Annotated in this window: 23 protein-coding genes and 1 pseudogene; 13 read left to right on the top strand and 11 right to left on the bottom strand. The window is 69.3% G+C overall.

What is annotated here, in order from left to right; all coding sequences use genetic code 11:
* Positions 1–113: 113 nt before the first annotated feature.
* Positions 114–4,286, top strand: a complete 4,173-nt coding sequence (locus ACFYPC_RS25920; protein WP_388680549.1) for a hypothetical protein — start codon at positions 114–116, stop codon at positions 4,284–4,286.
* A 150-nt stretch (positions 4,287–4,436) separates the two neighbouring features.
* Here the strand turns inward: ACFYPC_RS25920 and ACFYPC_RS25925 are convergent, their stop codons facing one another.
* Together ACFYPC_RS25925 and ACFYPC_RS25930 are read right to left on the bottom strand one after the other, a co-directional pair.
* Positions 4,437–4,763, bottom strand: a complete 327-nt coding sequence (locus ACFYPC_RS25925) for a putative quinol monooxygenase (protein WP_388680551.1) — start codon at positions 4,761–4,763, stop codon at positions 4,437–4,439.
* A gap of 2 nt (positions 4,764–4,765) precedes the next feature.
* Positions 4,766–5,152 (bottom strand): VOC family protein, encoded by a 387-nt coding sequence (locus ACFYPC_RS25930; protein ID WP_388680554.1) that lies wholly within the window; start codon positions 5,150–5,152, stop codon positions 4,766–4,768.
* A 63-nt stretch (positions 5,153–5,215) separates the two neighbouring features.
* On the opposite strand from ACFYPC_RS25930, the gene ACFYPC_RS25935 reads away from it, so the two are divergent.
* Positions 5,216–6,181: a helix-turn-helix transcriptional regulator gene (locus tag ACFYPC_RS25935; RefSeq protein WP_388680557.1), complete on the top strand. Its 966-nt coding sequence runs from the start codon at positions 5,216–5,218 to the stop codon at positions 6,179–6,181.
* Positions 6,182–6,362: 181 nt separating this feature from the next.
* Here the strand turns inward: ACFYPC_RS25935 and ACFYPC_RS25940 are convergent, their stop codons facing one another.
* Together ACFYPC_RS25940 and ACFYPC_RS25945 are read right to left on the bottom strand one after the other, a co-directional pair.
* The gene (locus ACFYPC_RS25940; RefSeq protein ID WP_388680560.1) at positions 6,363–6,533 is read right to left on the bottom strand and encodes a hypothetical protein; all 171 of its coding nucleotides are present in this window, start codon (positions 6,531–6,533) and stop codon (positions 6,363–6,365) included.
* A gap of 38 nt (positions 6,534–6,571) precedes the next feature.
* Positions 6,572–7,453 carry a leucine-rich repeat domain-containing protein gene (locus ACFYPC_RS25945; protein WP_388680562.1) on the bottom strand — a complete coding sequence of 294 codons (882 nt, stop codon included), beginning with the start codon at positions 7,451–7,453 and terminating at the stop codon, positions 6,572–6,574.
* 129 nt (positions 7,454–7,582) lie between these two features.
* On the opposite strand from ACFYPC_RS25945, the gene ACFYPC_RS25950 reads away from it, so the two are divergent.
* From ACFYPC_RS25950 to ACFYPC_RS25960, 3 genes are all read left to right on the top strand, one after another.
* Positions 7,583–8,842 carry a permease gene (locus ACFYPC_RS25950; RefSeq protein ID WP_388680565.1) on the top strand — a complete coding sequence of 420 codons (1,260 nt, stop codon included), beginning with the start codon at positions 7,583–7,585 and terminating at the stop codon, positions 8,840–8,842.
* Positions 8,843–8,851: 9 nt separating this feature from the next.
* Positions 8,852–9,550: a maleylpyruvate isomerase family mycothiol-dependent enzyme gene (locus ACFYPC_RS25955; RefSeq protein WP_388680567.1), complete on the top strand. Its 699-nt coding sequence runs from the start codon at positions 8,852–8,854 to the stop codon at positions 9,548–9,550.
* Positions 9,551–9,715: 165 nt separating this feature from the next.
* Positions 9,716–10,162, top strand: a complete 447-nt coding sequence (locus tag ACFYPC_RS25960; RefSeq protein WP_388680690.1) for an NUDIX domain-containing protein — start codon at positions 9,716–9,718, stop codon at positions 10,160–10,162.
* Here ACFYPC_RS25960 and ACFYPC_RS25965 read toward each other — a convergent pair.
* A complete protein-coding gene (locus tag ACFYPC_RS25965; RefSeq protein WP_388680570.1) occupies positions 10,159–10,626 on the bottom strand; it encodes an ATP-binding protein in 468 nt (155 codons plus the stop codon). The two genes, ACFYPC_RS25960 and ACFYPC_RS25965, sit on opposite strands and share 4 nt — an antisense overlap.
* Positions 10,627–10,798: 172 nt before the next feature.
* Between ACFYPC_RS25965 and ACFYPC_RS25970 the strand changes: the two genes are divergently transcribed.
* The 5 genes from ACFYPC_RS25970 (at position 10,799) to ACFYPC_RS25990 (ending at position 14,121) form a co-directional block, all read left to right on the top strand.
* Positions 10,799–11,713 (top strand): Scr1 family TA system antitoxin-like transcriptional regulator, encoded by a 915-nt coding sequence (locus tag ACFYPC_RS25970; protein WP_388680692.1) that lies wholly within the window; start codon positions 10,799–10,801, stop codon positions 11,711–11,713.
* On the top strand, positions 11,676–11,804 hold the full coding sequence (locus ACFYPC_RS25975; RefSeq protein WP_388680695.1) for a DUF397 domain-containing protein: 129 nt from the start codon (positions 11,676–11,678) through the stop codon (positions 11,802–11,804). Before ACFYPC_RS25970 ends, ACFYPC_RS25975 begins: the two co-directional genes overlap by 38 nt.
* A gap of 286 nt (positions 11,805–12,090) precedes the next feature.
* Positions 12,091–12,972: a hypothetical protein gene (locus ACFYPC_RS25980; RefSeq protein ID WP_388680573.1), complete on the top strand. Its 882-nt coding sequence runs from the start codon at positions 12,091–12,093 to the stop codon at positions 12,970–12,972.
* A gap of 116 nt (positions 12,973–13,088) precedes the next feature.
* Positions 13,089–13,745, top strand: coding sequence for a DUF433 domain-containing protein (locus ACFYPC_RS25985; protein ID WP_388680575.1), 657 nt, complete (start codon positions 13,089–13,091; stop codon positions 13,743–13,745).
* Entirely contained in the window at positions 13,735–14,121 is a 387-nt protein-coding gene (locus ACFYPC_RS25990) for a toxin-antitoxin system, toxin component, PIN family protein (protein ID WP_388680578.1), read from the top strand. The genes ACFYPC_RS25985 and ACFYPC_RS25990 overlap by 11 nt, the downstream gene beginning before the upstream one ends.
* Positions 14,122–14,207: 86 nt before the next feature.
* Here ACFYPC_RS25990 and ACFYPC_RS25995 read toward each other — a convergent pair whose 3' ends face one another.
* The 6 genes from ACFYPC_RS25995 to ACFYPC_RS26020 form a co-directional block, all read right to left on the bottom strand.
* Positions 14,208–14,762, bottom strand: a complete 555-nt coding sequence (locus tag ACFYPC_RS25995) for an HPP family protein (protein WP_388680581.1) — start codon at positions 14,760–14,762, stop codon at positions 14,208–14,210.
* A gap of 265 nt (positions 14,763–15,027) precedes the next feature.
* Positions 15,028–16,491 carry an acyltransferase family protein gene (locus tag ACFYPC_RS26000; protein ID WP_388680584.1) on the bottom strand — a complete coding sequence of 488 codons (1,464 nt, stop codon included), beginning with the start codon at positions 16,489–16,491 and terminating at the stop codon, positions 15,028–15,030.
* 143 nt (positions 16,492–16,634) lie between these two features.
* The gene (locus ACFYPC_RS26005) at positions 16,635–18,455 is read right to left on the bottom strand and encodes an APC family permease (protein ID WP_388680587.1); all 1,821 of its coding nucleotides are present in this window, start codon (positions 18,453–18,455) and stop codon (positions 16,635–16,637) included.
* Between the two features lie 150 nt (positions 18,456–18,605).
* The gene (locus ACFYPC_RS26010) at positions 18,606–19,346 is read right to left on the bottom strand and encodes a cation transporter (protein ID WP_388680589.1); all 741 of its coding nucleotides are present in this window, start codon (positions 19,344–19,346) and stop codon (positions 18,606–18,608) included.
* A complete protein-coding gene (locus tag ACFYPC_RS26015; RefSeq protein ID WP_388680591.1) occupies positions 19,346–19,681 on the bottom strand; it encodes an ArsR/SmtB family transcription factor in 336 nt (111 codons plus the stop codon). The genes ACFYPC_RS26010 and ACFYPC_RS26015 overlap by 1 nt, the downstream gene beginning before the upstream one ends.
* A 201-nt stretch (positions 19,682–19,882) precedes the next feature.
* Positions 19,883–20,380, bottom strand: coding sequence for a MarR family transcriptional regulator (locus ACFYPC_RS26020; protein ID WP_388680594.1), 498 nt, complete (start codon positions 20,378–20,380; stop codon positions 19,883–19,885).
* A gap of 96 nt (positions 20,381–20,476) precedes the next feature.
* On the opposite strand from ACFYPC_RS26020, the gene ACFYPC_RS26025 reads away from it, so the two are divergent.
* The 3 genes and pseudogenes from ACFYPC_RS26025 to ACFYPC_RS26035 all read left to right on the top strand — a co-directional run bounded on the left by ACFYPC_RS26025 (position 20,477) and on the right by ACFYPC_RS26035 (position 23,810).
* On the top strand, positions 20,477–20,851 hold the full coding sequence (locus ACFYPC_RS26025) for an HGxxPAAW family protein (RefSeq protein ID WP_388680596.1): 375 nt from the start codon (positions 20,477–20,479) through the stop codon (positions 20,849–20,851).
* Positions 20,852–21,318: 467 nt separating this feature from the next.
* Positions 21,319–22,053, top strand: a pseudogene (locus tag ACFYPC_RS26030) (response regulator transcription factor); the annotation flags it as partial.
* Positions 22,054–22,250: 197 nt separating this feature from the next.
* Complete coding sequence (locus ACFYPC_RS26035) at positions 22,251–23,810, top strand: ATP-binding protein (RefSeq protein ID WP_388680599.1); 1,560 nt, start codon at positions 22,251–22,253, stop codon at positions 23,808–23,810.
* Positions 23,811–23,959 lie beyond the last annotated feature (149 nt).

The raw sequence follows: 23,959 nt of genomic DNA on the forward strand, positions 1-23,959 counted from the left end.
GACATCATTCGTCGTGGCGGCTTCCTCTCGGGTTGTTGTGGTCTTGCCGTGATTGCGGGTAGCCTCCTTCGCGCCCATTGGTGTATTTCACTGGGACTCAAATTGGGGGGCAGATGTCCGACCGTTTCCGCCGACTTTCCTCCGGCGGTCCATTCAGAAAGAGCCCGCGAATACCGGGCAGATTCCTGGTACTTGCCACCGTCAGCGCGCTCTGCCTGGCACCGCTCGCCACCCAGCCGGCCTCTGCGGACTCCGGACCGGGCTCCGTCACAGATGTCAGTACCGGCCGACCGGACCTGACGCCGGCGCCGGCGGATGACACGAAGCCACCGGAGCCGACCGGGTCCCTGCGCGCGACCGACGACGACGGCGAGCTGACGACGGCCGAGGAGTCGGCGCTGTCCAGCGCGCAGAAGCAAGCCGCAGCGACCGGCGAGCCGGTCCGGGTCGACGCCCTGACCACCGAGACCGCCACTACGACGGCGAACCCCTCCGGCACCGTCACCTACGACTCCAGCCTGCTGCCCGTGCGGGTACGCCAGTCGCATCGCTGGGTCCCCGTCGACGCCACGCTGAAGCGCAACACCGACGGCACCTGGAGCCCCGCAGCCGCGGCCGAACCGCTCGCCTTCTCCGGCGGGGGTACAGCTCCCCTCGCCACGATGGCCAAAGGCACCGCGTCCCTCGCCCTGTCCTGGCCACATGCTCTGCCCACTCCGCATGCTTCCGGTGCGAGCCTGACCTACCCGGGCGTGCTGCCCGGCGTGGACCTCCAGGTCACCGCCAACACGCAGGGAGGCTGGTCGCAGTTCCTCGTCGTCAAGAACGCACAGGCGGCAGCCGACCCCGCACTCGCCCAACTCGCCCTCACCACACAGGCCAAGGGCGTCACCGTCGACGACGACGGCCACGGCAACCTCGCCGCGACCACACCGGACGGCAAGGTGCTGTTCAGCGCCCCGCAGCCGGCGATGTGGGACTCCAGCGGCATTGACGCGGCACACGCCGCCCCGCAGACAGGGCCTGCCCCCAAGGCCCGGGTGGCCCGCGTCCAGAGCCGTCTGCACGGCCGGACCCTGTCCCTCGTCCCCGACGCCGACCTGCTCGGCGACGCACACACCCAGTTCCCCGTGTTCATCGACCCGACCTGGAACCCGCACTACGCCACCGGCTCCAAGCAGCACTACGTGGAACTCCAACAGGGCTGCCCCACGGCGAAGAACTACGACTCCACCCAGTACGGCGACCCCGGCGTCGGCTACAACAGCTGGTCCGGCTGCATTGGCCTGGAGCGCGCCTACTACCAGCTGGCGGTCCCCTCGGGCATCTGGGGTGCGCACATCGTCTCGGCCACGGTGAACGCCAAGGAGAACTACTCCGCCAGCTGCAGCCTGTCCTCGGACGTCTACCTCTACTGGTCCGGCGCGATCAGCTCCGGCACCACCTGGAACACCAGACCGGCCCTGAGCGGCAAACTGGCCACCAAGAGCATCGGCCCGGCCTGCACCAGTGAGCCCTCCGGCGGCTTCTCGGTGACCTCCACCATCGCCAAGGGTGCCGCCGCGCACTGGAAGAGCTGGACCTTCGCCCTGATCAACAGCCAGAGCGGCAGCGGCGACGGCAACTACTTCAAGCGCTTCGACAGCAGCCCGTCCATGTCCATCACCTACAACCACGTGCCCAACAAACCCGGCACGCTGGCCACCAAGGTCGGCTCCACCTCACTCGGCTGCGGCACCGCCACCCCCTACCCGATCGTCGGCAAAACCCTGGCCACCACCCCGCCCACCCTCAACGCCACGATCAGCGACACCGACAAGGACGCCCTGGCCGCCACCTACTCCTACTGGGTCGGCAGCGGTACGGCCACCACAACCACCAGCGCCACCGTCGCCAGCGGCGCCAACGCGCCCAAACAGCTGCCCTCGACGTTCATGAGCGGACTGGCCGACGGCAGCGTGGTCAGCTGGAAGGTCAACTCGTCGGACGGTGAAGACACTTCAGCGGTCTCGGCGACCTGTCACTTCACCGTCGACCTGCACAGCCCAGCCCAGCCCACCGTCAAAACCGCGGACAACCTCTACCCAGAGGACGCGACGGGCATCACCCCGGCGGGAACCGCCGGCAAGTTCACCCTCTCCGTGAACCCCGGCACCAACGGCAACAACGCCACCAAGTTCTTCTACGGCCTGGACGCCGCCCCTCCCACTTCCAACACCCCTGCCGCACAGACCGCGACGGCCAGCAACAACACAGCCACGATCACGGTGACCCCCGTGGCACCCGGCACTCACACCCTCTTCGTCAACGCCGTCGACTCGGCGGGCAACGTCTCCTCCCAGCAGCAGTACGAATTCACCGCAACCGGGCACGCCACGAAGACCTACGCCAGCCTGCAGGCCGCCTTCAACAACACCGCCACCACCGACGACAGCAACCGCACCACCGCCGATGCCGACGGCGCGGGCTCCAGCCTCTCCCTCCAGACACTCAAGGCGGCAGGCTGGCAACCCGGTGGCAAGATCACCGTCGACGGCGCCACCTTCGCCCTGCCCGACTTCGGCTCCGCAAGCGGCGACAACGTGCTCGCCGCCAACCAGACCATCCAGATGAACGGCACCGGCGGCCAGGCATTGGTCTTCCTCGGCTACTCCACTTACGGGTCCGTCGGCTCCCAGCACCAGGACGGCGACACCACCAACCCCGTGGTCCCCGACAACACCAACACGTCCGCCACCAACTGCAGCCTGGGCAACGGCACTTACGAAGACTGCGTCACGCCGAAGGGATCCATCACCTACGGCGACGGCACCTCACAGCCCTACTACCTGACCATGCCCGACTGGGTGAACGGCCCCGACACCCTGGCAGCCGTCACTCTGCCGTACCGCAACACTCCCTCCGCCCAGGTGACCCACAGCACCAACATCTACGCCTTCGCCGTCCCCCTGAAGGCCGGTGCCACCGTCACCTCGGTCAGCCTGCCCGACCTGGCCGACGCCGCGCGCAAGTACGTGCCGGGGATGCACATCATCGGCATGTCCGTCCGCGACACCACCACCGCCGCGAACGGCGCTGCCTGGACCGGCAGTTGGAGCTCGCCTACCGAGGAGCGGTTCCAGTTCTCGTCCATGGGTACCTTCGGCAACCAGACCTTCCGCGAGGTCAGCCAGATAAGCGCCGGCGGCGACAACGTGCGGCTACGGCTGTCCAACGCCCTGGGCACCAACCCGCTGACCCTCGACCACGTCACCGTCGCCCCGTACAGCAGCGGCGCAGCAACCGCCTCCACCCCTGTGGACGTCACCTTCGGCGGCGCCAGATCGGTGGTCATCCCGGAGGGCGGCGAACTCTACAGCGACCCGATCCCCATGACGGTCGCCCCAGGCGGAGTGATCACGACCAGCATCCACCTGGTGAACCAGGTGAGCTACCTCGTCATGCACCCATGGGCAGCCACCGACTCACTCGCCTACATCAGCGCCGTCGGCAGCGGCGACCACACCACCGACACGGCCAACACCGCGTTCACCGGTACGGGCACGCTCGCGACCCGCTCCACCGACATCCTCACCGGAGTCGACGTCACCACCACCGACCACCAGCCCACCGTCTCCGTGCTCGGCGACGGCCTCATCAACACCCGCACCACAGGCAACACGGCAGGCTACAACACCCCCCGCTTCAATCAGTATCTGGCGAACCACCTGATCACCAACACCGACGGCGTACCGGTTTACGGCGTCACGGCCTCCGGCATCGAGAACAACTACCTCGGCACCGACCAGGGCGCAGGCGCCGGTGGCCGCGCCGCGCTGACCCGCCTCGACCGGGACGTCCTGTCCGTCCCGGGCATCAAGACCGTCGTCGTCACACAGGGCCTCGAGGACATCGTCGCCGGCCATGACGACGTCGACATCGACAGCGCCCTCGGGCTGTTGCGGGACCAACTCAAGGGCTGGGGCATCAAAGTCATCTTCACCACCCTGACGCCCTGCGACGGCAACAGCGCCTGCACGGCGACAGTCGACCAGAACCGCATCGACACCAACACCTGGATCACCGACCAAATCGACTTCACGTCACCGACGGTGAGTTATGTGGACGCGGAAGCGGTCGTGGCGGTCACCGACACGACCAGCACTGCGGACCCACAGGCACTGAAACTGAGCAGCGACGCGGCCCCAGCCGACTTCGACTCCGGCGACCACCTCAACCTGACCACGGACGGCTACAGCACAATCAGCAACGCTTTCGACCTGACCTCACTCGGGCCGGACGCATAACGGGCAACGGTGGGCCGGGTGCTCTGCCGCATTCTTGTGGCGCACCCGGTCCGGGTCACCCCCCCCCGGGTGTGCAGACGGCCCATTGCCGGCCGCCAAGCTACAGCCCGGTTAGCGCACCGACCGAGCGAGTGGCCGGAAGGTCGTGTGTCAGGGCTGGCCGCCGACGGTGGGGAGGCCTACTCCGCCGAGGACAGTCAGGTCCGTGCGATGCGGAGAAGACGACAGCAGCGCGAGGACATCTGCGGGGTCGGGACCGTCGGCGTGCGGCGGAGCGGCGAGGGCTGCCTGCGCACTGGCTTCGTCCCGCCAGACCTCGGTGACATGCACCGTGTCCGGATCGGCTGTGTCCTGGCTGATCAGATAGATCTCACAGCCAGGGAAGCCGTGCAGACTCTCCGCGACCCTCAGCAGGACGCCGGCGAGTTGGTCGCCCTTGCCCGGGTGCGCGGTCATGGTCATCAGCCTGCCGATCATGTTCAGACCAGGGTGGTGATGCAGAAGGGGTGGCCGGCCGGGTCCAGCAGGACCCTCCACCGGTCGGGCTGGGGCTGGGTCGGGGGCTCGACAGCACCCAGGGCCAGCAGATGAGCCTGCGCGGACTCCAAGTCGTCGACGCCCAGTTCGATGTGGGCCTGCTTCTCCTGGGAAGGGTCCGGCCAGGTGGGACGCCTGTAGTCGGTGAGCCGATTGAACCCCAGTCCAGCCGAGCCCTCCTGGCCGAGAAGGATGAAGTCGTCGCTGGAGTAGGCGACGGGCAGGCCGAGGGCCTCTCCGTAGAAACGGGCCAGTTCAGCAGGGTCTGGGCAGTCGAAGGTGGTAGCCGCGTAGCGGATCGCGGGTGCGGACGTATTTCCGGTGCTCATGGGGAAGACGCTATGACGGGACCAGGACAGATTCCGTCCTGGTCATGCGGAACACTTCACGATGTGATCAGCACATCCGCCCGTCTGCTGCGACTGGTCTCACTGCTGTCCGCACGGCCATCGTGGACCTGCGGCGAGCTGGCCGCCCAGATGGCGGTCACCGAGCGCACGGTGCGGCGCGACATCGCCAGGCTCCGGGAACTCGGCTACGGAGTCGAGTCCGACCTCGGGCCATGGGGCGGTTACCGCCTCCGCGCCGGGGCACGGATTCCGCCGTTGATCCTTGATGACGAGGAGGCGCTCGCCGTGGCCGTCGGGCTGCGCGAGGCTGCGCTCAGCGGGGTTCTCGGCGGCGACCAGGCCGCGCTGTCCGCTCTGCTGAAACTGCGTCAGGTCCTGCCGCGCCGGATCGCAGACCGGCTGGGCGAGATGGATGCCGCCTTTGTTCACACCACGAGGCTCGACGCGCCGCAGATCGCGCCTGGCATGCTGCTGGAACTGGCCGGCGCGTGTCGCCGGGCGGAGCGTTGCCGCCTGTCGTACCGCGATCGGGAGGGGAAGGCCACGGTCCGGGATGTCGACCCGTACCGCCTGGTGCATACGGGACGCCGTTGGTATTTCGTCGCCCGGGACGTGACCCGGGACGAGTGGCGTACCTTCCGCGCCGACAGGGTGGGCCAGATACAGCCGACCGGACGCCCGGTGGAGCTCATCGACCCACCTGACCCGGCTCTGCTCGTTTCCCGCTCCATCGCGACCGGGGCCTACCCGCTCTACGTGACCATCCGCCTCCCGCTGCCCCTGGAGCAGGCGCTTCGGCTGATCCCGCCGACGGTCGGTACCCACCGCCGGGAAGGCCCCGAGGCCACGGTCGTCGACATCGGCGGCCCCGACGCGGACGGGCTCGCCAGGTACCTTCTCAGCCTGGCCACACCACTGCGGGTCCTGTCACCGGACGACGTGCGGGAAGCTCTGCTGCGTCGTACGCGGGAACTGTTCGAGGACAACGTGAACGGTCAGCCCCAATAGAGGGACATTGCACCGGGAACGAACATGTCTGGTCGCCATGGCAGTTACGAAGCGGCAAGGCAAGTCCAGTGCGCGGCGTCGGGTCAGGGTGTGGGCGGGTGTATGGCCTCAAGGGTCAGCGCGTGCGGCGGGCGTACCGCGTCAACGGTCAGCGCGTGCGGCGGGCGTACCGCGTCAACGGTCAGCGCGTGTGGTGGCGTACCGCGTCCAGGAGTTGGTCGATGTCGTCGGTGCTGTGGGAGAAGGCGGTGACGAACCGGACGATTCCCGGTTCCCAGCGGTCGTGGTAGAAGGCGTCTGGAACGTCGACCTGGCTGACAGGCCCGGGAGGAGTGGGGAGAGGGACAGCCACGGAGCCGGGCCCGAAGGCTCGCGTTCCGAGGGCGCTTCCTAGTCCCAGTCCGCGCCAGGCTGAACAACCTTGGCACCACCCCGGTGCGGTGTGGAGACGTATCCCTCCGCCGGGGCAGGAAGGTCTTCGACGCACTCCGCAGAACAGGCGTTGACCAGCAGGGGCAGGACGTCAGTCGCAACGCGGCCCGACAACCACACCTGCCGGAGCGAGCCGGCGTCCACCGGCCGGTCACAGACACTGCACCTGAAGATCCCCGTCGCACCCCAGCGATGCGGATCAAGGTCGCGAAGATCCGGCTCGTCAGTCCCTGAACCAGTCGGCCCAAGTCGGGGGAAGGGCGGCCGTAGCTTGAAGTTGCCGTAGAGGGACCGTGTACTCACCGTGCTCTGCCGCAGGCTGGAGCACCGGGTGATCTCGTACGGGAACCAGTGCAGCCGGTGCGACGTGTACGGGCTGAACTCCTCCAGGCTCGTCATTGCCCCGATCTCCGGCGGGATACGGACCAGGTTGCTGCCGTACAGGACCAGTTTTCTGACCGCCGTCAGCTTGGCGATGGTCGGCGGCAGCGTGACGATCTGCCGCCGCTCCTGAGGGCTGAGTTCCACCAGCGGTTCGAAGACCTCTCTGCCGTCGGCAGCAGCCTCTTCAACCAGGTGCAGGAGATGCAGCCAGCCCGGAGCCATGGCGTCCTGGCGATCGGGATGAAAGCTGACAGGAACTCCACGGCGCATGCGGGACTGGTCGAAGCAGGCGCACCTGTCGCGATCCGCCTGACGCCCTCCCGGTCCCGCCGCGTCAGTCCACTGATTCTCGAAAAGGACCAGCTTGTCTTCATCGCCCATGGCGCCAAGATACGACTCACCAAGGTGCCTTGAGATTTTCTCCTCGAGTCCCTTCGGGTTGTCGTCAGCCGCCATGCTCAGCGGCCCCCAACGGAGATACCCCCACCGAGAGCCTTCTCAGCGCTCCGCCTCCCCGCCGGCCATACCCCCTAGGGGGATACTCGCCGGAGGCAACCGCCGCCACCTCGGGAAGGGTGCATCTTCGTGGACGCCATCGGGCATGCCTTGTCCATCGCAGGGTCGATGACCTGGGAGGTCACCTGGGCACTGATTCTCGGGTTCACGCTGTCCGCCGTCGTGCAGGCCGTGGTGCGCCGCTCCACCGTCGTACGGCTCCTCGGCGACGACCGGCCGCGCACGCTCGCCGTGTCCGCCGGGCTCGGGGCGGCCTCGTCCTCCTGCTCTTACGCCGCCGTGGCCCTCGCCCGCTCGCTCTTCCGCAAGGGCGCGGACTTCACGGCGGCGATGGCCTTCGAGATCGCCTCCACCAACCTGGTGATCGAACTCGGCGTGATTCTGGCCCTGTTGATGGGCTGGCAGTTCACGGCGGCCGAGTTCGTCGGCGGCCCGATCATGATCGTCGTACTCGCCGTGCTGTTCCGGGTGTTCCTGCGCGAGGGGCTCCTGCGCCAGGCCCGTGAGCAGGCCGAGCGCGGGGTGGCCGGGTCGATGGAGGGCCACGCGGCGATGGACATGTCCGTGGGTGGTGAGGGCGGCTTCGCGCGCCGACTGTTCTCCCGGGACGGCTTTACGTCCGTGTCGCACATCTTCGTCATGGAGTGGGCGGCCATCCTGCGCGACCTGGTGGCCGGGCTGCTGATCGCCGGTGCGATCGCCGCCTGGGTGCCGGACGAGTTCTGGCAGGCGTTCTTCCTGGCGGACCATCCGCTCGCCGCCAAACTGATCGGACCGCTCGTCGGGCCGCTGGTGGCGATCGCGACGTTCGTCTGCTCCATCGGCAACGTGCCGCTGGCGGTGGTGCTCTGGAAGGGCGGGATCAGTTTCGGCGGGGTGATCGCCTTCATCTACGCCGACCTTCTGATCCTCCCGATCCTGAACATCTACCGGAAGTACTACGGCGCCCGCATGGCCGCCTTCCTGCTGGTCACGTTCTTCGCGGCGATGGCTGTCGCCGGGTACGTCGTCGAGTTCGCATTCGGCGGCCTGGGACTGATTCCGGACCAGGCCGATGCCACGATCCCGGAGGAAGGCATCACCTGGAACTACACGACCTGGCTCAACATCGTCTTCCTGCTGCTGGCGGCGTCCCTGCTCGTACGGTTCTGGCGCACCGGCGGCCCGGCGATGATGCGGATGATGGGCGGCGCACCCGATCAGCCCGATCAGCCCGATCAGCCCGATCAGCCCGATCAGCCCGATCAGCCGGATCAGCCCGATCAGCCGGACCAACGGGACCAGCTGGACCCGCCGGACCACTCTCACCACCCCGATCGGTCGGGATAGGTTCGCGGTATGGATTCCGCGTCTCTACTCCTCCATCTACGCCGCGAGTTGGACGGCTTTCGAGCCTGCCTGGACGGCGATCTCGCCGCACGGGTCGAGCACTGTGGCGACTGGACGCTGTACGACCTGGCGGACCATCTGGGCGGCCAGAACCTCTGGGCGGCCGCCGCCGTCACCGAGGGACACGGTGACTTCAAAGCGGCGGCGGCGCCGCGGGAGCCGGCGGCACTGGGGCGATGGTTCGACGACACGTCCGAGACCCTGCTCGCGGCCCTGGACACCGATCCGTCCACCGCGGCCTGGACGTTCCATCCGCCACACACGGTCGGGTTCTGGCAGCGAAGGCGTTGCATGGAAACGCTCGTGCACCGGTGGGACGCCGAGAGCGCCCTCGGGGTACCCGGGCCGCCGCTCAACGCCGAGCTGGTCGACGACGGGGTGTCCGAGGTCTTCGACACCATGGCCCTGCGGATGATCTCGCGCGGCCTGGCGGTCCCGCCCACGGTCGCTCTCCGGCTCGAAGCCACGGACACCGGCTCGACCTGGACGTACGGTCCGGGAGACCCGGTCGCCGTGCTCTCCGGCACGGCGGAGAATCTGCTGCTGACGCTGTGGGGGCGGCGGCTGCCGCGTGCCGAAGACGGGTTGACATGGGAGGGCGACCGGCCGGCCGGGCAATGGGTGTTGGACGGTCCGCTGGTTCCCTGACACGTCACTCATCCCCCGCCCGACGAACGGATCACCGTGGCTCAGCCGCACTCCAACGCCCAGCCCGACGCCCAGGCCAACGTCCAGCCCAACGTCCAGTCCGAGGTCCAGTCCGAGGTCCAGTCCGACGCCCAGCCCGACGTCCTCAAGCCCGCCCTCGGCTCCATGACCGTCCTGGTCGCCGCCGTCATCGTCCACGACCGGGCCACCGACCGCGTCGTCCTCCTCCAGCGCGGTGAGAACGCCAAGTTCGGCCAGGGGATGTGGGACCTCCCCCTCGGCAAGAGCGAGCCCGGCGAGCCGATCACCGGAACCGCCGTACGCGAGCTGTACGAGGAGACGGGTCTCACGGTGAAGGCGGAGTCGCTGAAGTTCGTGCACGTCATCCACGGGGCGTCGGGCGTCCAAGCACCGAACGGTTTTCTCACCGTCGTCTTCGCCGCCCACGAATGGAGCGGCGAACCCGTGAACCGCGAGCCGCTCAAGCACGCCCAGGTGCGCTGGACCGACATCGGCGACCTCCCCGTTCCCTTCGTGAAATCCAGCGCCGGCGCCCTCCGCCGATACCTCACCGCCGACACTCCCGAAGTCTCGCTCCACGGCTGGACCTAGAGCCGGTGCGGCGGGTCCGCCACCACCTCCGCCCACACCGTCTTCCCGACGGGCATACGGGGCGCCGTCCCCCAGCGTGCGGCGAGCACCGCCACGAGGAGCAGGCCTCGCCCCGACTCGTCCTCCGGCCCCGCGACGGTTTCCGAGCCGAAGCGTGGCTGGTCCGTGGAGGCGTCCGCGACCTCGATACGGATCAGTTGCGTGCGTACGTCGAGGGCGATCCGGAGGTGGAAGTCCCGGCCCGGCGTCCGGCCGTGCTGTACGGCGTTGGTGGCCAGTTCCGCGACCAGCAGGGAGACCGTGCCGGAGGCGTCCGAGGCAGGCGGATAGCCCCACTCCGCCATACGGCGCACCGTCAGATGCCGGGCGAGCCGGGCTCCCCGGGGTGACGACGTGAACTGCATGGTGAACACGAGGCTTTCGGTCGCCGCTGGTTCCTGTTCCTTCGACGCAGTGCCGTCCATCGCATCCCTTTCGTCGCCGCGAGCACGACCAGCACTTCGTGTGTGAGTCGTGACGTTCCGTACACAAGGGTCGTCATGCGGGCCTACGCTCAAAAGGTGATCGAGCCTTACCGTTCGGACCGTAAGGAATGGAAGTAGCGCCTTGGCCAAGGAAATTGACCCGGGATCATCGATGGCAGCGCTCTTCGGATCACGCGTTCGCAGACTCCGTACGGCGGCGGGGCTGACCCAGGCGGAACTGGGCGAGAAGGCTCATGTGGTCGCCTCGCGGATCACGCAGGTCGAGCGCGCGTCGGGAGCGAAGCCGACCCTGGAACTGGCCCGCATTCTTGATGAAGTCCTGGGCGCGGACGGGCTGTTGGTGGAGCTGTGGCCGTACGTCTACCGGGAGGCATTCCCGGACTGGTCACGGGCGTTCATCGCGTACTCGGAGAGGGCGGTATCAATCCGGCAGTACTCGGCGCACCTCGTGCCCGGCCTCTTACAGACGGAGGATTACGCACGTGCGGTGCTGCGCGTCGGGCTGTCCCTCCAAAGCGAGGAACATCTGGAGGAACGCGTGTCGGCGCGACTCGGTCGCCAATCGAGGCTCACCGCTACCGACCGCCCCGAGCTGTGGGTCGTACTGGACGAGGCGGTGCTACGACGGCCGGTCGGCGGATGGACAGTCATGCACGGCCAATTTGCGCGGGTGCTGGATGCCGCCTCCGACCGTCACATCACCGTGCAGGTGCTGCCGTTCGAACAGGGCGAGCACGACGTGATGGGCGGGTCGCTGACCATCCTGGAGCTGCCGGACGGCAGCGAGGTCGCCTATACCGAAGGCGCCCACTACGGCCAACTCGTCGAGGATCCGGCCGAAGTCAAGCGCTTCAGTCTGTTTTACGATCGGCTCCGGGCAGCAGCCCTGCCCCCGCTCATGTCGCTCGACATGATCCGATCAGCGATGGAGGGCATCCACCATGGCGCGAACATCCCATCCCGAACTGAACGGCGCCGTCTGGCGCAAGAGCAGCTACAGCAATCAGGAGGGAGGCGACTGCGTGGAGGTGGCGGACGGAATCACCGACCTCGTCCCCGTCCGTGACAGCAAAGCCCCCGATGGCCCGGCGCTGGCCTTCGCCGCAGCCTCCTGGGCCTTGTTCATAGGCGAGTTGAAAACCCGTCACCGCAGCTGAGCCGACCGAATCCGAGCCGACCAGGTACCGGCCGCGGACGGCGTTCCAGATCCACCGGGCCCTCGTCTGCGACGGCCCGGTGGGCCACGGCCCTCCCCCAAGGACTTTAAGGAAAGAACCAACTACCCACCTCCTCCCACCCGTTCACCCTCAGGAGTGACCCGGTTGCGGAAGGTAGCGACAGGGAGTTACCTTCGCCGCGACAACCCACACAACAGAAGACGGCCCCCGCCAGGACGGCAATCCTGAACGAGGGCCTGACCAAGCAGGAAGAACCCGCTTCCCGATGGCTCAACCGCAGTCTAACGCGCCCTCGCGCGCCGGAACCGGCGCTCCGACCTCCGGCGTGATCCACGTCCGCACCCGCCTCACCGCCAACTTCACCGTGATCGCCAACGCCCTTGCGCAGCGGCGCGGAAGCGCGGTCACCGTCGGCGTCGCGGCCTACATCCTCTCGTTGCCCGACGGCTCGATCGTCAGCATCGCCGCACTCTGCGCCCACTTCGACGAGGGCGAGATCCTGATCTCGCGGGCGCTGAGGGAGTTGGAGGCCGCCGGGTACCTGGTGCGGCGGCGCGAGCGCGGGCCGGACGGCCAGGTCCGCACGCGGACGTTCTTCTACGACGTACCGCACGGTGAGGAACAGCCCACCCCGCCGTCCAACACGCCCAACCGGCCTGCCCAGTCACGGAAGTCCGCAGAGAGAGCCGCTCCGGCACCTTCACCCGCCGAACCACCGTCACCATCACCGTCACCCGAGGCCGAGGCCGCGCACCCGTCACCCCCTCCTCCACTCCAGCTCGACGACGCCGACCCTCAGGCCGTCGTCATCCTCGCCTCCCTCCGGATCGCCGACCGTAGGCTGATCCTGTCCCGCCGCGAGGTCGCCGAACTGGCCCCGCACGTCAGCGAATGGCTCGCGCGAGGTCTCCGACCCGAGGAGATCACCGGCCTGCTCACCGCCGGACTCCCCCCACACTTCCGCTCCCGCCCAGCGCGTGTCCTCGCGCACCGACTCCGCGAAGTCCCCCTCCCGGCGCCACCAACCCCGTACACACCGCCTACACAGCGTTCCGTCGTCCTGCCCTGGCAAACCTGCGACGGCTGCGAGCGCGCCTTCCGGGCCCCGGAGCCGTCCTCCTGCCGCGACTGCCGGGAGGCGGCCTGATGCCTCAGAAGGCCCGCGCTCAAGCACGGCACGCTACAGAGGCACGCGGTCGCGGTACGCAAGCGACGAGCCGCGTATGCGAGCATGCGAAACCTGGGAACAGCGGGAGGAGGGTCATGGTCGACCGGTTCAATGACGGGCTTCTGACGCCCACAGAGACGGCTTCGCACCTTGAGGTCCCGTTGTCGACGCTCACCAGTTGGCTGAAGGGGACGGCGGCCGGCGCACCGCTCGTGCACCGGGTGGAGCCGGTACGCAGCGGGCAGCCGTCGGTTCCCTTCATCGCCGTGGCCGAGGCTCATGTCCTGCGTTCTCTTCGCTCGCTCGGTCTGCGCATGAGTGAGATCCGGGAGGCTGCGGCGGCCGTACGAAAGGCGTTCGACACGCCCTACGGCCTGGTCTCGAAGCGCATCGCCACCGACGGGGTGGACATCTTCGTCGAGCACGGATTCGGGGATCTGCGCAGGGCCCGGGACGGTCAGGCCCCCATCCAGGAAGTAGTGGCCGGCTACCTCCGATACCTGAACTGGGAGGGCGACGACGACTACCCGGCGAGCCTGCGGCTGAGGCAGTACGGGGAATCGGTTCCCGTCGTCATCGACCCGCGGTTCGGTCACGGACTTCCCGTCATCGCCACCAACCGTGTCTCGGTGAAGGCGGTCACCGACCTCTGGGAGGCCGGGGAGAGCGTCGAGGACATCGCCTACGAGTACGGCATGACACCCGAGCAGGTCGACGCACTCTGTCACGCAGTGGTGCGCCTTGCCGCCTGAGTTCTTCCTCGATCGGAACCTGGGGCGCCGTGTAGCGGAGGAACTCAGAGATCGCGGCTGGGCGGTACACCGGATCGTCGATGTCTTCCCGGAGGACGCGCAGGACATCCCCGACGAAGAGTGGATCTCGTACGGACTCGACCGTTCGTGGGTTCCGCTGTCGAAGGACGGCCGCATCAAGACACGGGACCTGGAGATCCAGCCTGTCCTCGACCGCTGCGCTGTGCTCTTCTACCTCGACAACCAGCAGCTCCGCAGCCTGGAGATGGTGGATCGCCTGGATGCCCACCGCAGCGCGATCCACCGAGCCGTCGAGAAGGGCGGTCCGGCCGCCTACGCCGTACGACAGGGCGGCCTCGACCGCACCTGGCCATGACAGCCCGCTTCGGAGCCGAGAGGAACGTGCAAGGACTCGCGAGTTTCGTCAGAGCTTCCGCGCGCCCCTCGGACACAGACGGCGGCTCACCACCACGACGTGGGATACACCTGCCGCTGAAGGCGGGCCGAGACCATCTGTATCGCGATGAGCAGTGCCGCGCCGAGGGCGAGGAGGGGTACGAAGTGGGTGGCCGGGGGGCGGGTGAGCGTGATCATGACGGCGGTGGCCATGGCCGGTGGGTGGGCCGCTTTGAGGAGGAGTACGAGTCCACAGGCGATGCCGGCGGCCACTGCGGCGCCCCAGGGGCCGTGCCAGCCGAGGGCGAGTACGGCGTAGGCGACCAGGCAGGACAGCAGGTGGCCGCCGATGACGTGGCGGGGCTGTGCGAGAGGTGATTGGGGGGTCGCGGTGACGATGGCCATCGTGGCGGCGAGCGGTGGTACGAGCGCCGTCTGGTGGGTGAGTGCCCCCACGGCCGCCAGCACGGCCAGCCCGAGCGTCGTGGTGATGGCCGACGATGCGACGGTGCGGCGGGGTGGCCGGGGCTCGTCGGGTTTCCACCAGCGGTTCGTGGGCGGTTTCGCCGGGTGAGCCTGGACGTCCACGACTTCCGGTATCCCGGGCGCGTCAGAGGCCATGAAGGCGAGATTCTGCTCGGGCGGTGGGGTTGACGGCGGCAGAGCGGCCCGGCTCAGGCGGGTCGCACAGGGTCAGGGCGCGCGGAAGCAGCACAGGAACTCCTCGGAGGGTCCCCGCTTCCGGCCCACGGCGGCTCGTCGTCCGTGAAGACGGGGATCATCCCTGGCATCCTGACCTTGCCGGGCAAAGACCGTCCAAGACCGCCTCCCTATCGCCCGATCGAGGGCCTCTATCGAAACCCGCCTCCCCGTTGACCGACGGGGTTCAGGACTGGGCCGTTCCCGGGCCCCGGCTCGCGCGCATCCCGAAAAGGAAACGGGTCAGCCTCGTCCGCCGTACGAGGAGTTCGTACGCGGCCAGGGTCAGGGACAGGGAAGCGGCCACGATCAGGACGTACTTGACCGGGATCGGGGCGTCCAGGCCGACCACCGCGTACGCGACCGCCACGACGATCGGCTGGTGCAGGACGTACAACGGCAGTGCGCCGACGGCCAGGTAGCCGAACAGACGACGGCGCCCGCCAACCGATGCCGTGGCCGGCGGCACGGGAGGCCGGTCACGGCGGTCCAGCAGCCCCACGATGCCCACGATCCAGCACCAGCCCGCCGCCCCGTACAGCGCGCGCGAGACCGTCGCGAGGGCCGTCGGGTCCGTGAAGGCGTCGTCCGCCGTCATGAAGCCGGGCGCGCAGGCGGCGAAGAGGAGGGGGCCGAGGACGGCCGCCACCGCCGCATCCCGGCGTATCGCCGCGCGGAGGCGGTCGTCGATGGCCACGACGAAGCCGTAGAGGAAGAAGAGGAGGTACGCCCAGCGGCCCCAGCCCCCGTAGTCCTCCTCCAGGCCGCTCAGCGCGCTCATCGCGGCGAGCGGCAGGGCGGGGAGCAGCACCACGCCACGCCGCTCGCACGCCCTCGCGAGAGCGTCGCGGAGGCGCTGGGCGTGCGCTGCCGGAAGCCATCGGGCCAGCGGCACCAGGAACAGCGAGAACGTGAGCAGCAGCACCACGAACCACAGGTGACCCGTCTCGAAGTACTCGCCCTGCACGACGAACGGGAACGCGGAAAGGTCCAGGTGGACGTCGAAGAAGCGGGGCAGGAAGCGGAGGTAGGACTCGTCGTGGCCGCGGTCGGCGGCCCGCTCGCGCAGCCACTGCGGCAGCGGCAGCAGGGCGGCTGTCGCGAAGAGCAGCGGTACGCCGAGCCGCAGCAGCCGTTCCGTGGCGAAGCCGCCGGGGCCGCGGCGGCGCAGCGAGTGCCAGGAGCCGAGCCCCGCGACGAAGAACAGCATCGGCATCGCCCACACCACGCCGAACCCGGCGATGACCAGGATCGCGTCGGTGGTGTCCCGGTTCTCGACGTAGAAGTCGGTGTCCGTGGCGAAGACCAGCGCCGAGTGGAAGAAGACCAGCCCGATGACGACGAGGATGCGGATCGCGTCCAGCTCGGTACGCCGTCCGGACGGGGCGCTCGCGGGCTTCGCGCCTTCCCCGGACGCGTAGCCGGAGCCCGCGGCGTTCCCTGACGCGAAGCCGGAGCCCGTGACTTCCCCCGACGCGGAGCCGGAGCCCGTGACTTCCCCTGACGCGGAGCCGGAGCCCGTGACTTCCCCCGACGCGTAGCCGGAGCACGCGCCTTCCCCTGACGCGGAGCCGGTTACTTCCCCTGATCCTGGGACCCCTCCCGGCCCGGCACGCCTCCCCGGGCCCGGCGCGGTTTCCGGCTCCGTCATGCCGCCTCCCCCATGGCGTGTGGCATGTCGCTCGTGGCGGCACCAGTGTCCGGCCTCCGAAGCGGTGACGCCAGGCGTACGCCCGGCCGGGCCTCACTCGGGGCGGCACCGTGAGCATCGCATCGGCCCGCAGTCGGGGCTCGTCACAGGCTCAGCCTGTACGGCACCACGCACACGACGACATCGGTACGAGCCCTCAGCGCGGCCGCGAGCAGCAGGCCGCGCTGGTTCTGGAGGATCTGGTAGCGGCGGTGGAGGGGCTCCACCTCGGGGATGAGGACGGCGATCTGCCGGCCGCCCTCCGCCGCCCGCTGGACGTAGTCGACGATGGGTTCGACCAGGGAGCGCTTCGGGCTGTCGATGATGTCGAGCCGTACGCCGGGATCCCAGCGGTCCCAACTCTCCTTCAGGGCCTGGGCCCTTTCCTGGTTTCCGTGTACGGCGACGGCGACGACCTCCGCCGAGCCGAGGGCGCGGGCGGCCGTCAGCGCGTGCTGTGCGAGTCTGCTGACCTCGCCGACCGGCACGATGACGAGGGAGCCTGCGATGGCGCGCACCGGCGGCGGGATCTCGCCGAGCCCCAACTCCCGGCCCACTTCGGCGTAGTAGCGCTGGACGCGGGCGAAGAGCAGCATCAGCAGCGGAACCGCGACGACGACCACCCAGGCGCCCTCGGTGAACTTGCCGGCCAGCAGCACCACGCACGCCACGCTCGTCAGCACCGCGCCGAACCCGTTGAGCACCGCGCGCTGCAGCCAGCCGGGCGGCCGCTCTTTCGCCCAGTGCCGTACGAGTCCGGCCTGGCTGATGGTGAACCCGATGAAGACACCGATCGCGAACAGCGGGAGCAGGCGGTGGGTGTCGGCGTCCACGGCGGCCAGCAGCAGCGCGGCGAGCAGGGCGAGGGCCACAACTCCCCAGCGGTACACGGGGCGTTCGGTGCGCAGCGCGAACAGGTGCGGCAGCCGGTTGTCCTTGGCGAGCAGGCTCATCAGCACCGGGAGGCCGCCGAAGCTGGTGTTGGCGGCGAAGAGGAGGACCGTCGTGACGATGAGGTTGGTCGCGTAGTACGCCCACCCCGTCCCGTACGAGCCCGCCGTGAGCTGCGCCAGCACGGTCACGCCGCCGCGCGGGGCGACATGGTCGCGCTGGATCAGCACGGCAAGGCCGATCAGCATCACCCCGAGCAGTCCGCCGAGCATCAGCTCGGTGCGCTGGGCCCGCTTCACGCGCGGCTCACGGAACGCGGGGACTCCGTTGGCGATGGCCTCCACCCCGGTCAGCGCGGAGCAGCCGGAGGCGAACGCCTTCAGGAGCAGCACCACTCCCAACGCCTCGGTGGCTTCGACGGGTTGGGCGGTCCCGACGACCGCGGCCGGGTGGCCGCGCAGCAGCCCGAGCACGATGATGCCGAAGATGCTCACGATGAACAGCAGGGTCGGCAGCATCAGCACCCGCGCGCTCTCCGCGACGCCCCGCAGGTTCACGGCGGTGAGCAGGGCCAGCCCGACTAGGCAGATCTCCAGCAGATGCGAGCCGAGGGAGGGGAACGCGGACGCGAGACTGGCCGCGCCCGCCGCCAGACTGACCGCAACGGTCAGCACGTAGTCCACGACGAGACTGGCCGCCGCGAGCAGGCTGACCCGCGGCCCGAGATCCTTCTTGGCCACGGCGTACGCGCCACCGCCGTCCGGATGGACGGCGATCACCTGCCCGTACGACACCACGAGCACCGCGAGCAGCGCGGCGATGACCAGCGTCACGGGGAGCGTCGCGGTCAGCGCCCCGGTGCCGGCGACGATCAGCACCAGCACGATCGCCTCGGGGCCGTACGCCACCGAGCTCAACGCGTCCAGCGACAGCGCGGCCAGCCCTTCGAGACTGGTCAGATGCTGTTTGTCGCCCTCCCCGTGACGCAACGGAACTCTCGGCTTCAGTTCGCGGCGGGCCAGTCCGTACGCCATGGGGGACCTCGCGGGGCAGGGTGCGTGGGCGAGGTCAGTGTGACCGGCATGCGGTACCGGGAGGGGTCAAGGACGCGCCAAGGCGGGGCGGGCTTGGGCAAAGAGTGGCGGGGTGGGTGGAAGGTCTGGGGGGAAGAAGGGTGTGGTGGGTCAGGCGCAGCAGTCGCAGCCAGGCTTGCAGCCACAGGCATCCGCCTTGGCTTCGGCGGGCGTCGGCGTGCCCTCGGCTTCACCTGCCGTGGGCAGGGCGGCGGACGCCGGAGCGCAGCATCCCTCCCCCCGCCACGCGTCACACCCCTCCTTGACCGCTACGGCCGCGATCACAAGGGCGGCGACCGGGTCGGCCCACGACCAGCCGAGGGTGGCGTTGGCGACGAGACCGACCAGCAGTACGGCCGACAGGTAAGTGCACAGCAGCGTCTGCTTGGAGTCGGCCACCGCGGAGGCCGACCCGAGCTCTCGCCCGGCGCGACGCTGCGCGGCCGACAGGAACGGCATGACCGCCAGCGACAGCGCCGCCAGCACGATCCCGGGTACGGAGGGCTCCGCTTCCCCGCCCTGCACCAGACCACGTACGGCGTCGACGGCGACGTACGCCGCGAGTACGAAGAACGACCCCGCGATGATCCGCAGCGTGGCCCTCTCCCTGGCCTCCCGCACGGCGTGCTCCCGCGCGGAGAACTGCCAGGCGACGGCGGCGGCGGACGACACCTCGATCACGGAGTCGAGCCCGAACCCGATGAGCGCGCTGGAAGAGGCGAGCGTCCCCGCGATGATCGCCACGACGGCCTCGACGACGTTGTAGGCGATCGTCGCGGTGACCAACAGCCGTATCCGCCGGGCCAGCGCATCCCGGCGGCCGGACGACGGCCCAAGGGATATCGAGACCATCAGCAGCAGCCCTTCTCGTCGGCGTCCGGGCAGTTGCGGTCCGCTTCGACGGCCACCACGGCCGCACGCAGGTCGTCGATCGCGTGACCGAGCCGCGGGTCCGCCAGCTCGTACCGCGTACGGCGCCCGACCGGCACCGCGACCACGAGGCCGCAGTCCCTCAGACAGGCGAGGTGGTTCGACAACCGGGTCCGCGAGATCCCCAACCGGTCGGCAAGGTCGGCCGGGTGCGCCGGGGCCTCGCGCAGTTCGAGCAGGAGGCGGCAGCGGATCGGGTCGGCGAGGGCCCGGCCGAAGCGGGTGAGGGCGTCGAGATCGGTTGCGAGCTTCAGCATGAACCTGAGAGTACAGATTTTCCTGAATCCAGGGAATCATGAATCCAGGGAATCATGAATGCAGGCGGCAAGCGTGAATCCAGAGATTCAAACCGGAGAGGCATGCACCGGGAGACGGGAGAAGGGCGTTCCGGCGTTACTGCCACACAGGGCTCCGGCCGAGCCGCCACCCGGGCTCAAGAGCCCCAGGCGCATGAGTGGTCACGCCTCACCTTCCGCGCCACCCTGGCGGATCTCGTCCAACGACTCCTGCAGCACCCCCTTCGCGCGGGCGAACCAATCCGCCAGCACAGCGATCTCGTCCGGGGTGTAGTCGGCGAACAGAGCACCGATCCGCTCGTAGAACGGGCCGTAGACCTCGAGGATGCGGGCCTGGGCGGAGGTCTCCATCACCACTCGCACCCGGCGGCGGTCCCCGGGATCAGCCTGCCGATGGGCGTAACCGGCCTTCTCCAGCCGATTGAGCACGCCGGTCACCGCGCCGGTGGTGAGACGTGCCCGGTCTGCGAGGTCGCCGGCGGCGAGCGGCTCACCGGCCAGGGCGGCCTCGATGACGAAGCCGAGGCAGGTGAGGTCGGTGGGGTTGAGCCCGAGCCGGTTCGCGATGTCCTGCTGCCCGAAGTGGGCGAGCGCGATCATCCGGTCCATCGCGTACAGCGCCTGTTCGGCCGTCGCCTCCGGGCGCGCCTTGCCGTCCACCAAAAATCCCCTTACGATCTAAACTACTTAGACGCTAAGACATCTCGGCCCGAGTCCACGTCGGCCGATGAACCCATCGCACCCCGAGGGGCCGACATGAGTGCACACGGCGACCATGACATGGGCCACACCGCCGCCGGCTGGACCGGCACCGCCATGGCTACCACGGGAAGCACCATCCTGGGCGTGGCGTTGGCCGCCGGATCACCGGCCGGACTGTGGTCAGGTGGGGCCCTCGTCATTCTCGCCGTGCTCACCACCTGGTTGCTGCACCTGGCGGGCTGGGGCAAGGCCGGCGGACCACGCCCGGTCGGCCGCCGCCATTGGCGCACCCGCGACGCCGCCGCCCGGCGGGGCCACCCCGGCTGCCTCGGCTGCCGCCTGGCCGGCCGCAGGCCGGGCAGTACCGTGGCCGCCCCGGCGACCACCCCCGTCCGCGCCGAAACGGCGCCTGCGGATCAGACGGCCTGACCAGGACCCGGCGATTGGGCACGATTGGCAGGTCTGTCCCAGGCGCCATGGCCGTGAGCAGGCATTACCAGGGCCTCTGCTGGTACGGATCTGCCAATCGCCGCGGTGCCGCCCGATCCGCCGGGGTTCAGCCTCACGTACAGGGCGTCCACATCGATCTCTCAGCAGTCGTCCCGGGGACTCCCAGATGGCCTGCCTACCGTACGAGGGACCGCGTGGAGCCACGTCTCTTGCAGAGCGGGGTCTCAGTCAGACACGAGGTGGCCTCGGACTCCCTCAGTGGAGGAGTCCGGGGTCTTTCATCACGGGCGGGCCTTTCGTCAAGGGCGCGCGCCTTTCATCATCGGCGGGCCTTTCATCATCGGCGGGCCTTTCGTCGCGGGCGGGTCTTTCGTCATGGGCGGCTCTCAGCCAACCCCCAGCTTTCCCCAAGCCGACGCTCATGAAGAGGGTGGAGAGTCGGCGTCATGGCCGAGCACCCCGAGCCCCACGCCCCCCACAGGCTCCTCGTCGTCGAGGACGAGCCGAGCATCCGTGCCCTGCTGGAGTCCACGCTGCGGCTCAGTGGCTACTCGGTGAGCAGTGCGGAGTCCGGCGGTGCCGCGCTGCTGGAGATCGAGAGGTTCTGCCCCGATCTGGTGCTGCTCGACGTGATGCTGCCGGACCTGGACGGCTTCGAGGTGACCCGTGCGATGCGGGCGGGCGGCAAGAAGACCCCCGTACTCTTCCTGACCGCGCGCACCGACCTGTCCGACCGTATCGACGGGCTGCGGGCCGGCGGCGACGACTACGTCACCAAGCCCTTCAGCCTCGAAGAGGTGCTGCTGCGGATCCAGGCGATCCTGCGCCGCACCGGCGTCGCGGAAACGCCCTCCGACCAGGCGGCCGAGGACGACGAGAGCATCCTGCTCTTCGCCGACCTGCGGCTCGACGAGCGAGCGTACGAGGTGCACCGCGCGGAGCGGTACGTGCCGCTGTCGCCCACCGAGTTCCATCTGCTCACCTACCTGATGCAGAACGCCAACCGGGTACTGACCAGGGCGCAGATCGTGCAGCGCGTCTGGGGGTATGACTTCGCCGGTGACGTGCGCATCGTCGAGACGTACGTGAAGTACCTGCGCAAGAAGATCGACTGCGTCGAGCCACCGCTGATCCACACGGTGCGCGGGATCGGCTATTCGCTGCGGCTGCCGCGCGAGCACGAGCGCGACCATGCCGTCGTCCCCCAGACCGGCGAGCGCGACCATGCCGTCGTCCCCCAGACCAGCGAACGCGACCATGCCGTCGTCCCCCAGACCAGCGAACGCGACCATGCCGTCGTCCCCCAGACCAGCGAACGCGACCATGCCATCCCTCAGACCGGCGAGCGGGCCGAAGCCGCCGAACGGTGAAACGGCCCGTGCCTTTGCGCGGCCGGCCCCTGCCCCTGCGCGGCCGGCCCGTCTCCCTGCGGGGCCGGCTCGTCCTCGGTCTCGCGGTTGTCGCCACCACCGCGGTACTGGCCGCCGAGGTCGCCGGCTTCGTCGTACTGCGGGCCTGGCTGATGGACGGACTCGACGAGCAGCTCGCGCACTTCAGCATGCCCAGGAGGGCGTACCAGGACGCGGTGAGCGAGGAGGGGTTCCCGAGCAGGTTCACCACCCCCGGGGCGCTGCCCTCCGACTTCCGGGTCTACTTCTACGACGCCGACGGCCACCTCCTGAGCGCCTCGCTCGGAGACTACGACCAGGCCACCGGGCCCGAGCTGGCGTCCACCGCCGACGCCCTCGGCCTGACCGCGGGCCATCCCGCCACGGTGCCCGCCACCTCGGGCGACACCCGCTGGCGGATCGTCCTGCGCAAGGGCACCGACGGCATGAAGGCGGTCGTCGCGCTGCCCCTCGCCACCATCGACGGCGCCACCTCCAAGATCCTCTACCTGGACGGCACCGTGCTCGCCCTCACGGTCACCGGCGTCGTGCTCTTCGGCCGCTGGGTCGTACGCCTCGGGCTGCTCCCCCTCACCCGCATGGAACGCACCGCCCAGGGCATCACCGACGGCGATCTCGACCTGCGGCTGCCGGACACCGACGCGCGCACCGAGACCGGGAGGCTCGGCCGGGTCCTCAACACGATGCTCGAACGGCTCCAGGGCGCCCTGCGCGAGCGTGAGACCTCCGAGGCCCGGCTGCGCCGCTTCGTCGCCGACGCCGGCCACGAACTGCGTACGCCGCTCACCGCGATCCAGGGCTTCGCCGAACTGGCGCTCCGCCACGAGCAGCAGTCCGCCGCGGGCCGCCGCGAGGCGAACCGGCTCATCGCCCAGAACGCCGGACGCATGGGCCTGCTCGTGGACGACCTCCAGCTCCTCGCCAAACTCGACCACGAGCCGTCGTACGGCTGTGAACCCGTCGATCTGCTGTCCCTGGCCGCCGACGCGGTGAGCGCGGCCGCGCTGGGTGACTCCGGCCGCCTGATCGACCTGGAGCCGTTGCGTACTTCGAAGGCCGACGAGGGAGCGGAGGAACTGGAGCTGGTGGAGGCCCTCGGCGACCCGCACCGGCTACGGCAGGTCGTCGAGAACCTGCTGTCCAACGCGCGCATCCACACTCCCCCGGGAACCCCGATCCACGTCCGCGTGGGCACCGCTCTGGTCGCCCCGGACACCGGCGGCGCGAACCGTCCCGGACGTACCAGCGCCTCCCCGCCCCTCGCCCACGGCACCGCCGTCGGCGTCCTGGAGATCGCCGACGGCGGTCCGGGGCTGGCTCCCGAAGAGGCCCAGCGGGTCTTCGAGCGCTTCTACCGCGTGGACCGCTCCCGGTCCCGCTCCCACGCCCATGACCAGGGCGGAAGCGGACTCGGACTCGCCATCGCCGCGGCCATCGTGCAGGGGCACGGGGGCCGTCTGGAGCTGGACACCGCGCCCGGGGAGGGCTGCACGTTCCGGATGGTGCTCCCGGGGTCGGGCCGTGCTTGAGGGTTTTACGACGTGATTGCAGGGCAGACGCGGTAATTCCGAGACCGGCGGCAGGTGAAGAGCGATCCTTTTCATGACGAGTACTACGACGAGTGCGGCGAATTCCACGGCTACGGCTACAGCCAGCGCGACGGCTACGGCTACGACTA

Source organism: Streptomyces sp. NPDC005808 (genome assembly GCF_042871385.1).
In the GTDB taxonomy this organism is placed as follows: domain Bacteria; phylum Actinomycetota; class Actinomycetes; order Streptomycetales; family Streptomycetaceae; genus Streptomyces.